The sequence below is a fragment of the Falsirhodobacter sp. 20TX0035 genome (genome assembly GCF_028307215.1).
In the GTDB taxonomy this organism is placed as follows: domain Bacteria; phylum Pseudomonadota; class Alphaproteobacteria; order Rhodobacterales; family Rhodobacteraceae; genus Falsirhodobacter.
Map to the genome: position 1 here is coordinate 1 of NZ_JAQMHV010000005.1, position 11,973 is coordinate 11,973.

Genomic DNA, 11,973 nt, shown 5'->3' on the forward strand with positions numbered 1-11,973 from the left:
ACGGTCACGGTCACGGTCACGGTCACGGTCACGGTCACGGTCACGGTCACGGTCACGGTCACGGTCACGGTCACGGTCACGGTGAGCGTGAGGCGACGACATCCGCCCTGCAAGGCCTATAGTTTCGGCCTGCACGTCCGGCAGAACGTCAGCGTGGCGGAAACCTGGCTGGATCGGTCATGGTGCGGTAAGCGCAACAAGGGCGGCAGCAGATGTTTGGGCCACATGATGCGGTCGCCATCGCGGCTGTCGGGCGCAGGCAGCGTTGCCGGATACGGCATGTTGAGTGAACATGGCCCGGTTCGCTCAATACAGGACGCGCGCTGCAAGGACGTGGCCACATCCATGGCATGAAAAAAGCGCCCCGCAGGGCGCCTTTCCTGTTTCAGAAGTGGATCGCACGGCCGTAGGCGTCCAGCACGGATTCGTGCATCATCTCGGACAGCGTGGGGTGCGGGAAGACGGTGTTCATCAGGTCTTCCTCGGTCGTTTCCAGCGTTCGGCCGATGACATAGCCTTGGATCAGCTCCGTCACCTCGGCCCCGATCATGTGGGCGCCCAGCAACTCGCCCGTCTTGGCGTCGAAGACGGTCTTCACGAAGCCCTCGGCCTCCCCCAAAGCGATGGCCTTGCCGTTGCCGATGAACGGGAACTTGCCGACCCGCACCTCGTAGCCCGCCTCTTTCGCGCGCGCCTCGGTCAGGCCGACCGACGCCACCTGGGGCGAGCAATAGGTGCAGCCCGCGATGGTGCCTGGCTTGATCGGGTGGGCGTGCTGGCCCGCGATCAGCTCGGCCACCATCACGCCTTCATGGCTGGCCTTGTGCGCCAGCCACGGCGCGCCCGCGATGTCGCCGATGGCGTAAAGCCCCTCGACCCCGGTGCGGCAGTATTCGTCGACCAGCACATGCGTCCGCTCGATCTTGACGCCCAGCTCTTCCAGACCCAGCCCCTCGACGTTGCCGACGATCCCGACGGCCGAGATGACGGTGTCGAACTCCTGCGTCGTGGTCTTGCCGCCGGCTTCCAGATGCGCCGTGACGCGACCATTGGCCTTCTCCAGCTTCTTCACGGTCGTCTTCTCGAGGATCTTCATCCCCTGCTTCTCGAACGCCTTCTTGGCGAAGGCCGAGATTTCGGCGTCCTCCACCGGAAGCACGCGGTCCATCACCTCCACCACGGTCGTGTCGGCGCCCATGGTGTTGAAGAAGGACGCGAACTCGATCCCGATGGCGCCCGAGCCGATCACCAGCAGCTTCTTCGGCATCCGTTTCGGTTCCAGCGCGTGGCGATAGGTCCAGACCAGATCGCCGTCCGCCTCAAGCCCCGGAAGGGTACGGGCGCGGGCGCCGGTAGCCAAGACGATGTTCTTCGCCGTCAGCTCCTTGCCGTCGACGACGACCTTGCCCTTGCCGGCCAGCTTCGCCTCGCCCATCACCACGGTGACCTTGTTCTTCTTCATCAGGTGCCCGATGCCCGAGGACAGCTGCTTCGACACCCCGCGCGAGCGTTTGACCACCGCGTCCAGATCGAAGTCCAGCCCATCCGCCTTCAGCCCGAACTCCTTGGCGCGGTGCATCAGGTGGAACACCTCGGCCGAACGCAGAAGCGCCTTGGTCGGGATACAACCCCAGTTCAGGCAGATCCCGCCCAGATTCTCACGCTCGATGATCGCGACCTTCAGGCCCAGCTGGGCGCCGCGGATGGCAGCCACATAGCCGCCAGGTCCCGCGCCGATCACGATCATGTCGAAATTGTCGGCCATCTGACTCTCCGATGAAAACTGGTTTAATATTAAACCATCAGTCGACGACGCGCAACGCAGGGGTTGTGCGCAGCGTTTCCACAAAGGCGCCATAGCCGCCTTCATCCAGGAAGGCCTGCTCCTCGGGCGTGTTCTCGCGGCCCAGCGCGGCGTTGCGGAAGGGGAAGCGGCCGAACTTGCTGATGATCGCCTGATGCGCTTCGGCGTGCAGCAGGTTCTCGGCCCCCGTCTCGGGCATGCGCTCGCGGAACAGGTGGACGGACAGGGCCTGATCGTCGGGATATTCCGAATGTTCGAAGGGCAGATAGAAGAACTGGCGTTCGGGTTCGGGCGCGCCCATGTCCCAGCCATGTTCCAACGCCCGGCGCGCCGCCGCCCGGGCCTGCCCGTCGGTGGCAAAGGCCCGTGCCTTTCCCCGCCACAGATTGCGCGAGAACTGGTCGCACACGATCAGATAGGCGAGCGCCCCGGCCGGACCTTCCACCCAGTGTTCCAGCCCGCCCTGCAAGGCGGCCTCCCACAGGTCCCCGAACCGTTCCCGTATCTCCAGATCCAGTTCCGGATCGGCGATGTACCAGAACTCCGGCGACACTTCGTCCAGCCAGAAATCGAGTACGCTTTGCGGATCGTCCATGGTTCTTCCTCCTTGGATCAGGGTGACAGAGCGGGTCGTGCCCGACAACCTAGCGCGGTTCCACCGTTGCGGCAGTGTCCTGACCCGCTTCCTCCATCAATCCGCCCACGGCGACGGGGGCGGCCATGGGGGCCATGACGGCAAAGTTGCCGGTTTCCTCGGGGTTGGGGGCGTTGCGCTGCGTCATGCGGAAGGCGGCATAGGCGGCAACCAGCGACATCAGCACGAAGATGAACACGAAGAACCCGGACTGCCCCATCCGATCCATCATCCAGCCCGTGATCGGCGGCCCCGCGATAGCGCCAAGGCCGTTCATGAACAACAGCCCCGCGCTGGCCCCCGCCATCTGATCCTTGGCCAGAAAGTCGTTGGTGTGGGCGATCAGCAGCGCGTAAAGCGGGTTCGCGACCCCGCCCAGCACCACCGCGGCGGGCACGAGGAACCACAGGTTCACCGGCAGGAAGATCGCGATCAGCATGGCCACCGCCCCCACCACGGCCACCCCGCAGATCACAAGCCGGCGGTCCATCCGGTCCGACAGCCAGCCGATCGGATATTGCAGCACCAGCCCCCCCGCATAGATCGCGGCGATGAAGACCGAGATCTGCGCCACGCTGAGGCCTGCGACCGTTCCCCAGACCGAGGCCATCCCGAACATGGCCGAAAAGATGCCGCCCGACAGGAACATCCCCACGACGCCCAGCGGCGACACCTCGTAAAGGCGGCGGAAGGGCAGCCGTTCGGTCGTCTCGAAGGTCGGGGCGGCGGTCACGGTCAGAAGGATCGGGATGAAGGCCACCGACACCAGCACCGAGGGCAGCACGAAGAGGCCGAACCCGCCCGGATCGCCAAGGTTTAGCAGCATCTGGCTGGAGATGATGCCGATCATCTGCACGATCATGTAGAGTGACAGCGCCTGCCCCCGCGTCTCGTTCGAGGAGGTGTTGTTCAGCCAGCTTTCCGCCGTGATGTAGACGCCCGAGAAGCTGAACCCGATCAGCACCCGCATCAGCGACCACGCCATCCAGTCCGGCAGCACCGGATAGCACACGATCAGCGCCGAGATGATGGATCCCAGCGCCGCGAAGACCCGCACATGGCCCACGCGCTGGATCATCTCCGGCACCATCCGCGACCCGGCCAGGTAGCCAACATAGTAGCAGGACATGACGGCGGAAATCTCGAGGGTGGAGAACCCCTCGATCGCGCCGCGGATGCCGAGGAGCGAGCTTTGCATCCCGTTTCCGACAAGCAGGAGCATTACGCCCACCAGAAGCGGCCAGGTGGCGATCAGGACGGCAAGCATGGGAACCTCAGCGTTCGGGGATCAGCAGGGACGCATCCCCGTAGGAGAAGAAACGATAGCCCTCCGTCACTGCATGACCATAGATGCGGCGGATCGTTTCCTCGCCCATCAGGGCCGAGACGAGCATCAGCAGCGTGGATTTCGGCAGGTGGAAGTTCGTCATCAGCGCGTCCGTCACGCGGAAGCGGTAGCCGGGATAGATGAAGATGTCCGTTTCCCCACGCCACGGTTGCAGCGTGCCGGTCTGGGCCGCGCTTTCGATCAAGCGCAGGGCGGTGGTGCCGACGGGAATCACGCGCCCGCCCGCGGCGCGGGTGGCGTTGACCTCGGCCGCGGCGGCTTCGGTCACCTCGCCCCATTCGGCGTGCATCTTGTGGGTGGTCACGTCGTCGACCTTCACCGGCAGGAAGGTGCCCGCGCCCACATGCAGCGTCACCTCGGTGAAGGTGACGCCCTTGGCGCGCAGGGCCTCCAGCAGGGGGGCATCGAAATGCAGGCTGGCGGTGGGAGCGGCCACCGCCCCCGAATGGCGGGCGAACACGGTCTGGTAGTCGTCATTGTCCTGCGCGTCGGGCGCGCGTTTGGCCGCGATATAGGGCGGCAGGGGCATGGCGCCCGCCTCGGCCAATGCGGCGTCGAAGTCGTCGGTGTCAAAGGCCAGCGTCACCTCCGTCTCCGTCTTGGCGGCGACGGAGGCGGACAGGCGGGGGGAAAAGCGGATCACCTCTCCTTCGGCCAGCTTGCGCAGGGGCTTGGCAAAGGCGCGCCAGCCATGGGCGCCGGGCTCCAGCAGCGTCACCTCGATCTTGGCGGTCGCGTCGCCCTGCCCCGTTGAACGGGTGCGGGTGCCGGTCAGGCGCGCGGGGATGACGCGGGTGTTGTTCAGCACCAGCCGGTCGCCGGGCCGGAAGATGTCCACCAGATCGCGGACGTGCCGGTCGCGGATCGTGTCGCCCTCGGCCAGCAGCAGGCGCGCGGCCGTGCGGGGCTTGGCGGGTCGCGTGGCGATCAGCTCTTCGGGCAGATGGAAATCGAAATCGGACAGTTTCATTCAGCCAGCCTTGGTGCGGGACCCCGGAACAGGTCGCGCATCGCGCCGGGGGCCAAAAGTGTCAAGGGGTTCACGCCGATCTGCGGATCGTCGGCGGTGCCGCGCAGGGTGTAGGTGGCGCCGAACACCCCTTCCCCGTTCGCCGATCCCGCGCCGTTCAGGAACCACACGGGCGACACGACCCCCTGCAGGAAGAACCGCTTGTCGGCCATGCGGTAGACGCCTTCGGCCGTCACGCCCAAAGACGGGCCGGTCGCCTCGCCGCGATGCACCTCCACCGCGTCGGGGGTCAGCCGGAACGAGGCCGCGGCGTTGTCGAACAGCAGCCCGCCATTGGCCAGCTGGTCGGCCGCCCCGATGCCGGACAGCGCGTTGACCACGCCCGCCGCCAGCGGCAGGTCGTTGATACGGATGCCCTGCGCCACCGCCTGCCCGTCATATTCGCCCTTGGCCGGGCGCGGGGTCAGCCGCAGGTCGACCGCGCCACCCGTGGCCTTTTCGAAGATGCCCGCCGATCGCAGCGCGCCGCCCGCGTCCTGCGACCGAAGGTCGACGGCCGTGCCGTGGGGGGCGGGCCCGACCTCCCCGCTCACCGCCGTGCCGTTGTTGACGCGGCCGGTAAAGCGGCCCTGAAAGCCGCCCGCCGTTGCGAAGGTGCCGTCCATGTCGGTCAGGGCCAGCGTGTCCGTCACCCGCAGCGTGTCGAGCCGGGCGGCAATGGGGGTGTTGCCGCTCTCGCCCCCCTCTGCGCCGCTGCCAAGGTTCAGGCGGCGCAGATCCACGGTGCCGCCGGCCACGGACACGGCGGGCGTCGCCTGTCCGGCCCGCGCCGTCAGCACCACAGGCGCGTCGAGCCAGCCGTTCAGCCGCACGCGCGACAGGCGCACGTCGCGCAAGCCGCCCCCGGCCGTCAGGCGCACGGCGCCGGTGGCGTCCAGCCCGCCGCCTTCCACATGCAGGTGCCGCACCTCCGGCACGTCGCCAAGGCTGGCCTCCACCTCCAGCGCGCCCGTGCTTTCGGCGGGTTTCGACCAGCCGATGGCCGCCAGCCCCGCGCCCATCCCCCGCAGGTCCGAGGTCAGCCGCAGTTCGGGCGCGCCGCCCTTGGGCAGGTCCACATGGAACGCCCCCGCCGCCTGGCCGGAAATGAGGCCCTTCGGCAGCCCGATGCGGAACGCGTCCACCGCCCGTTGCGACAGTGTGGCCGTTCCGTCCACCGTGGGGGTGCCGCCCTTCAGGGGCAGGCGGTAGGTGGCGCGGAAGGGCACCGTCTCCAGCTCCCCCGCGCCGCCCACGGTCAGGGCGTCGGGGCGGGCCGTCAGGTGCAGTTCGGGCGCGGTCAGCCGCTTGCCCTTGATCAGCGTGTCCGAGGCGAAGTCCGTGATCCGCCCCCGCACGTCGAAACCCACGTCGTCAGGATGCAGATCCCCCACCACGGGCACCATGAGCTGGGTCTCCACCTGCGCGCGGCCGGTGCCGATGTCGGGCGACCGCCCCGCCCGCGAGAGGAATCGGAAGGGCGGTTCGTCCAGAAGCGACAGGGCGGCGGTCACGCTGCTGTCGGTCTGGAGGTTGATGTTCACGCGGATCGGCCGGTCGCGCAGGTCCGGCACCACCAGCGTCGATCCGTCGGCGGTGACCTTGCCCCCCAAGGGCGGGGTGACATGCCCCCGCTCCAGCTTCATCGCGTAGCGTTCGGCGTGGATGGAGGCGTAGCCCTCCCCCCCCTCGATCGGCGGCAGGGTGCGCAGGAACCGCACGTCGCCGCCCTGAAAACCGTAGTTGAGGGAGACGCGCGGCTCCTCGCCGGGCGCGATGCGGATGGCAGCGCGGACATCGCGCAGATCGCCTTCCAGCACGCTTTCGTCCAGCCATTCCCGCGTGCGGGGCACAAGGCGCACGGGCCACAGCGCCAGAAGCTGGTCGCGGCGGATGCGGTTCAGGCTGGGGTCGAAGGACAGGCGCCAGCCCCCCTCCTCGGCGCTGACGCGGCCATGACCGCGCAGGACGCGGTCGCCTTCCACAAGGGCCAGTTGCCCGATCTCCACCGTGAAGGGGTCCAGCCGCAGCCGCGCGTCCAACCGACCGGAGGAAAAGCGGACGGGCTCGATGAACTGGCCCTTCAGGTCCACGGCAATGTCCTGGAAACGCAACTGGCCCAGGATCGTGCCTGGCACCCCGGCCTGCAGGTCGCGCAGATAGGCCTGCCCGTCCGCCGTGGCGCGCAGCATCGGCCCCTGCACGTTCAACCGGTTCAGCGTCACCTTGCGGGCGACGGGGTCGTAGGACAGGGCCATCGCGGCGGTGTCGAAGGGCAACGGCGCCATCCCCTCGCGCGGGGCAAGGGCGCCGGGCCCCAGATCCAGCGCGGCGTCAAAGCGCGTCAGCGTCCCCTCGCCGTCGACCGAAGCCGCCATGGTGCCCGCCACTTCGGACCGCAGGACGTTCAGGATCGCCAGAGGCGCCGCCTGCGCGGCGATGTCGGTGGCGGCGATACCGTCCACCCGGGCGTCGATCGCCGTGGTGCCGCTGCCGGGGTCGATGCCAAGACGGATGCCCACACGCCCCTGCGTCGTGCCCACCACCTTGGCCGAAAGCTCGGCCTGAAGCACGCTCTCGGGACGGCGCAGCGTCAGCGTTCCGTCAGCCAGTTCCCACACGCGATCCGCGCGGGCGTCGTCGATGGCGACGCCGACATTCCGGATCTCGATGAAGCGCAGCGCGCCTAGGATCGGAAGGGTCAGGACGCGGCGGAATTCGTCCATTGCCTGCGCATAGCTCTGGATCGGCGACTCGGACGCCGCCACGCCGAAGGCCAGATCGAAGCTTCCATCCTCGCGCCGGCGCACGTTCAGGCGGGCGCCGTCCAGAAGCACGACGCGGGGCGGCGGCACGGGATCGGCCAGCGTCGGGTGGTTCAGCGTCACCCGGGCGGCGGGCAGGACCATGACCGGGCGGCCGCTGCGGTCCGACAGGCGGATGTCCCGCACCTCGATCCGCGGGCGGAAGGCGGGGTCGAGGGCGATGGACACGCCCCCCACATGCACCCGCGCGCCCACCGTGCCCGCCCGGCGCAGCGCAAGATCGATCTGCGTCTGCGCCAGATCCAGCACCGTGCGCGGCAGGGGAAGCGACCGACCCGACAGCGCCAGGAACAGGGCCACGGCCAGCGGCAGAAGAAGCACGGGCACGGCCACCCATGCCAAGATCCGCCACCCCTGTTGCCGCCTGCCTGCCACGCCCGCCCCGATGCCTTTGATGTTGCGCTTGCCCCGATCCGCGGCGAAACACAACAGCACATAGATGCAGGAGAGGCCATGACCCGCCAAGCCCCGGATTTCACCCTTCCCTCCACCGACGGCGAGATCACGCTGTCGGCGCTGGGCGGCAAGGTCGTGCTGTACTTCTATCCGCGCGACGACACGCCCGGCTGCACGCTGGAGGCGCAGGACTTCGACCGGCTGGCGCCGCAATTCGCGGCGGCGGGCGCGAAGGTCATCGGCATCTCGCGCGACACGCTCGCCTCGCACCAGAAATTCTGCGGCAAGCATGGGCTGGGGATCACGCTGGCCTCGGACACCGGGACGGTGGCTGAGGACTATGGCGTCTGGGTGGAAAAGAACCTCTACGGCAAGAAGAGCATGGGGATCGAGCGCTCGACCTTCCTGATCGCGGACGGGCGGATCCTGTCGGAATGGCGCAAGGTCAAGGTCGCCGGTCACGCCGAGGCGGTGCTGGCCGCCGCGCAGACCCTTTGATCGGCAAGATTTCGCCGAAATGGGCGGGGTTCCGCCACCGGTTCGGAACCTGTTTCCAAAGCGGTTGCCCCCTCCCCGCCCTTCGCCGTATTCAGTCAGCGGACAGGATCTGACGATGGTCAGGCAGGATCATCCGTCGCGCGCCACGGGTCGTTCAGGATCATGCGGCGCCCGGTCCGGGCAACTAAGGAACCGAGACACGTGCTGAAACGCATTTCCTACCGGCTCAATACGTCGCTGGAACACTGGCTGCCCGAGCAGCGCCTGTATCTGAAATCCGACACCAACACGCGCTTCGTGCGCATCCGTCCCGTGACACAGCTGGCCGCCCTGACGGGCAGCGTGGCGCTGGTGGGATGGGTCATGGTCGCCTCGGCCATGGTGTTCATGGACGGCATGGCGACCGGCCCCGGCAAGGTGGCGACGGCGCGCCAGCAGGCGTTGTACGAGGATCGGCTGAACACGATCTCCTCGGACCGCGACACCCGGGCGGAAGAAGCGGCGACCGCGCAGCAGCGCTTCTCGCTCGCCCTGAACGAGGTGTCGGAGATGCAGTCGCGCCTGCTGAAATCCGAGGACCAGCGCCGCGAACTGGAAAGCGGTCTGGCGGCCGTGCAGGACACGCTGCGCAAGACCCTGTCCGAACGCGACGCCGCCCGTGCCGAGGCGCAGCGCATGATCGCCTCGCTGAACGACCAGGACGGCGGGACCGAGGCGACGGACACCCTGCAGATGATGACGGCCGCGCTGGACGACATCGCCCGGCAGCGCGACGATCTGGAACGGACCGCCCAGCAGGCCGGCGCCGAGACGGAGGAAATCCAGAACGCCAAGGCCGCGCTGGAAGCCCGCAACGACGCCATCTTCAGCCAGCTGGAAGACGCCGTCGAGATGTCGATGGAGCCGCTGGACAAGATGTTCCGCGCCGCCGGCCTGAACACCGACGACCTTCTGCGCCAGGTGCGCCGGGGTTACGGCGGTCAGGGAGGCCCACTGGAGCCGGTGAGCCTCTCGACCATGAACGGCCGCACCTCCTCGGAGGAAAACCGCGCCAACGCCATTCTGGACGGGCTGGAGCGGATGAACATGTACCGCATCGCCGCCACCCATGTGCCGCTGGCCATGCCGGTGGAGGCGCGGTTCCGCTACTCCTCCCCCTTCGGGTATCGCAACGATCCCAAGGGCCGCGGCCGCCGCTTCCACGCGGGCGTGGATATGGCCGCCCCCGTCGGCACGCCCATTCTGGCGCCGGGTGAAGGCACCGTGGTGCGCGCCGGTTGGGTCAACGGCTATGGCAACATGGTGGAGATCCGCCATGACTTCGGCATCGAAACCCGCTATGGGCACATGTCGAAGATTCGGGTCAAGGTCGGTGATAAATTGTCGCGCGGGGACCGGATCGGTGATATGGGATCGACAGGCCGATCGACCGGAAGCCACCTTCACTACGAGGTGCGCGTCGGCGACAAGGTCGTGAACCCCATGACCTTCATCAAGGCGGGAAGAGATGTTTTCTAAGAGCAGAGTGAATGAGCCGGGTCCCAAGCACGAGGGTGATGCCCAAAGCTGGACCGAGTCGAAGCCCGACACCGCCGCCCCGCGCGGAAAGGCCTCCCCGTCGGTGCTGTCGTCCGACCTGACGGTGGTCGGCAACCTGAAGACCACCGGCGACATCCAGGTCGAAGGCACGGTCGAAGGCGACATCCGCGCCCATCTGCTGACGGTCGGCGAAAGCGCCACCATCCGGGGCGAGATCGTGGCCGACGACATCGTCGTGAACGGCCGCGTCATCGGCCGCGTGCGTGGCCTGAAGGTGCGCCTCACCTCCACCGCCCGCGTGGAAGGCGACATCATCCACAAGACGATCGCGATCGAGTCCGGCGCGCATTTCGAAGGGTCCGTCCAACGTCAGGACGATCCGCTGCAGCAGGGCAAGAAGGCGATCCCCGCCCCGCAGCCCCAGGCGCAGGTGACCGCGCCCAAGTCCGCCGCCGATACGCAGGTCTGACCAAAGCGCCCCCCGGGGCGCTTTTTGTTTTAACGGAGCCAGCCTACCGTGGATCTTCGCGACGCCCGCCCTGTGATAACGCTTGCGCATGTCGCGCAAGCAGCGCGCCTAATAGACGACTTGCACAAGCTTTTCGACTTCAACGAGATGGCGATCGATCCCGATACGCTGACGGCGACGTTTGCGCCTTCCGCGCGCAAGGATTATGCCGATCTGCACGGGCAGGTCATACACCATCCACGGAACGGCCCCGACGCAAGTGATTTCCGCCTGCGGTGGAAGGCTTTCGGCCGCTGACAGTGGTCGGCAATCTACTCCGCGTTCGCCTCGGCCCGGCTTTTCCCGGCCACGTCCTGCGCCAGCGTCGCGGCCATGAACAGGTCTAGGTCGCCGTTCAGAACGCCCTGGGTGTCCGACGTCTCCACGCTCGTGCGCAGGTCCTTCACCATCTGGTAGGGCTGCAGGACGTAGGACCGGATCTGGTTGCCCCAGCCCGCATCGCCCTTCGATTCATGCTGCGCGTTGATCGCGGCGTTACGGCGGTCCAGCTCCATCTGATACAGGCGCGATTTCAGCGCCGCCATGCAGTTCGCGCGGTTCTGGTGCTGCGACTTTTCGGACGAGGTCACCACGATGCCAGTCGGCAGGTGGGTGATCCGCACGGCCGAGTCGGTGGTGTTCACGTGCTGCCCGCCCGCGCCGGACGACCGGTAGGTGTCGATGCGGATGTCGCGCTCCGGGATCTCGATCTCGATGTTGTCGTCGACCACCGGATAGACCCAGACGGAACTGAACGACGTGTGCCGCCGCGCGGCCGAGTCGTAGGGCGAGATGCGGACCAGCCGGTGCACGCCCGATTCCGACTTCAGCCAGCCATAGGCGTTCTTGCCCGAAATCTTGTAGGACACGGACTTGATCCCCGCCTCCTCGCCTTCCGACAGGGACTGCGTCTCGACCTTGTAGCCCTTCTTTTCCGCCCAGCGGACATACATCCGCGCCAGCATTGACGCCCAGTCGCAGCTTTCGGTGCCGCCCGCGCCCGCGTTCACTTCAAGGAAGGTGTCGTTGCCGTCGGCCTCGCCGTCCAGCAGGGCCTCCAGCTCCTTCGCACGGGCAAGCTCGACCAGTTCGCGGATCGCGTTCTCGGCCTCGGTGACGATCTCCTCGTCGCCCTCGGCCTCGCCCAGCTCGATCAGTTCGACGTTGTCGCGCAGCCCGGCCTCGATCAGGTCGTAGGTGGAGATCTGGTCCATCAACGCCTGACGTTCGCGCATCAGCTTCTGCGCCTTGTCGGGATCGTTCCAGATGTCCCCCGCCTCGATCATGGCGTTGAACTCCTCCAGCCGGTGGGGGGCCGTTTCGCGGTCCATGCGCTGCGCCAGCAGTCCCAGCGTCTTGCGGATCGTCTCGGCGTGGTGCTGGATCTCGGTGCGCATCGTCGTCCTCGGGGG

General features: G+C 67.5%; 11 protein-coding genes. 5 read left to right on the forward strand and 6 right to left on the reverse strand.

Features of this window, described 5'->3' with window-relative positions; genetic code table 11:
• Window positions 1-354: hypothetical protein (locus PIJ50_RS07870; RefSeq protein WP_271974197.1), on the forward strand; the 354-nt coding region annotated here is incomplete at its 5' end.
• A 31-nt stretch (window positions 355-385) separates the two neighbouring features.
• Here PIJ50_RS07870 and lpdA read toward each other — a convergent pair.
• The 5 genes from lpdA to PIJ50_RS07895 are packed head-to-tail and all read right to left on the reverse strand — an operon-like array spanning window position 386 to window position 7,947.
• The gene (gene lpdA / locus PIJ50_RS07875; protein WP_271974198.1) at window positions 386-1,765 is read right to left on the reverse strand and encodes a dihydrolipoyl dehydrogenase; all 1,380 of its coding nucleotides are present in this window, start codon (window positions 1,763-1,765) and stop codon (window positions 386-388) included.
• Window positions 1,766-1,802: 37 nt separating this feature from the next.
• The gene (locus PIJ50_RS07880; RefSeq protein WP_271974200.1) at window positions 1,803-2,399 is read right to left on the reverse strand and encodes a DUF924 family protein; all 597 of its coding nucleotides are present in this window, start codon (window positions 2,397-2,399) and stop codon (window positions 1,803-1,805) included.
• Between the two features lie 49 nt (window positions 2,400-2,448).
• A complete protein-coding gene (locus PIJ50_RS07885) occupies window positions 2,449-3,705 on the reverse strand; it encodes an MFS transporter (protein WP_271974202.1) in 1,257 nt (418 codons plus the stop codon).
• A gap of 7 nt (window positions 3,706-3,712) precedes the next feature.
• On the reverse strand, window positions 3,713-4,756 hold the full coding sequence (queA, locus tag PIJ50_RS07890; RefSeq protein ID WP_271974203.1) for a tRNA preQ1(34) S-adenosylmethionine ribosyltransferase-isomerase QueA: 1,044 nt from the start codon (window positions 4,754-4,756) through the stop codon (window positions 3,713-3,715).
• A complete protein-coding gene (locus PIJ50_RS07895; RefSeq protein ID WP_271974206.1) occupies window positions 4,753-7,947 on the reverse strand; it encodes a DUF3971 domain-containing protein in 3,195 nt (1,064 codons plus the stop codon). Before PIJ50_RS07895 ends, queA begins: the two co-directional genes overlap by 4 nt.
• Before the next feature lie 126 nt (window positions 7,948-8,073).
• Between PIJ50_RS07895 and PIJ50_RS07900 the strand changes: the two genes are divergently transcribed.
• From PIJ50_RS07900 to PIJ50_RS07915, 4 genes are all read left to right on the forward strand, one after another.
• On the forward strand, window positions 8,074-8,514 hold the full coding sequence (locus PIJ50_RS07900; RefSeq protein ID WP_271974207.1) for a peroxiredoxin: 441 nt from the start codon (window positions 8,074-8,076) through the stop codon (window positions 8,512-8,514).
• A gap of 201 nt (window positions 8,515-8,715) precedes the next feature.
• The gene (locus PIJ50_RS07905) at window positions 8,716-10,032 is read left to right on the forward strand and encodes a M23 family metallopeptidase (RefSeq protein WP_271974209.1); all 1,317 of its coding nucleotides are present in this window, start codon (window positions 8,716-8,718) and stop codon (window positions 10,030-10,032) included.
• Complete coding sequence (locus PIJ50_RS07910; RefSeq protein ID WP_271974210.1) at window positions 10,022-10,522, forward strand: bactofilin family protein; 501 nt, start codon at window positions 10,022-10,024, stop codon at window positions 10,520-10,522. The genes PIJ50_RS07905 and PIJ50_RS07910 overlap by 11 nt, the downstream gene beginning before the upstream one ends.
• 48 nt (window positions 10,523-10,570) lie before the next feature.
• A complete protein-coding gene (locus PIJ50_RS07915; protein WP_271974212.1) occupies window positions 10,571-10,819 on the forward strand; it encodes a hypothetical protein in 249 nt (82 codons plus the stop codon).
• 14 nt (window positions 10,820-10,833) lie between these two features.
• Here PIJ50_RS07915 and prfB read toward each other — a convergent pair whose 3' ends face one another.
• On the reverse strand, window positions 10,834-11,958 hold the full coding sequence (prfB, locus tag PIJ50_RS07920) for a peptide chain release factor 2 (protein WP_271974213.1): 1,125 nt from the start codon (window positions 11,956-11,958) through the stop codon (window positions 10,834-10,836).
• Window positions 11,959-11,973 lie beyond the last annotated feature (15 nt).

What these genes read in the sequence shown, in the direction of transcription:
- PIJ50_RS07880 (WP_271974200.1), bottom strand. Translation starts at nt 2,399, where the DNA reads ATGGACGATCCGCAAAGCGTACTCGATTTCTGGCTGGACGAAGTGTCG.
- PIJ50_RS07910 (WP_271974210.1), top strand. Translation starts at nt 10,022, where the DNA reads ATGTTTTCTAAGAGCAGAGTGAATGAGCCGGGTCCCAAGCACGAGGGT.
- PIJ50_RS07900 (WP_271974207.1), top strand. Translation starts at nt 8,074, where the DNA reads ATGACCCGCCAAGCCCCGGATTTCACCCTTCCCTCCACCGACGGCGAG.
- PIJ50_RS07885 (WP_271974202.1), bottom strand. Translation starts at nt 3,705, where the DNA reads ATGCTTGCCGTCCTGATCGCCACCTGGCCGCTTCTGGTGGGCGTAATG.
- queA (WP_271974203.1), bottom strand. Translation starts at nt 4,756, where the DNA reads ATGAAACTGTCCGATTTCGATTTCCATCTGCCCGAAGAGCTGATCGCC.
- lpdA (WP_271974198.1), bottom strand. Translation starts at nt 1,765, where the DNA reads ATGGCCGACAATTTCGACATGATCGTGATCGGCGCGGGACCTGGCGGC.
- prfB (WP_271974213.1), bottom strand. Translation starts at nt 11,958, where the DNA reads ATGCGCACCGAGATCCAGCACCACGCCGAGACGATCCGCAAGACGCTG.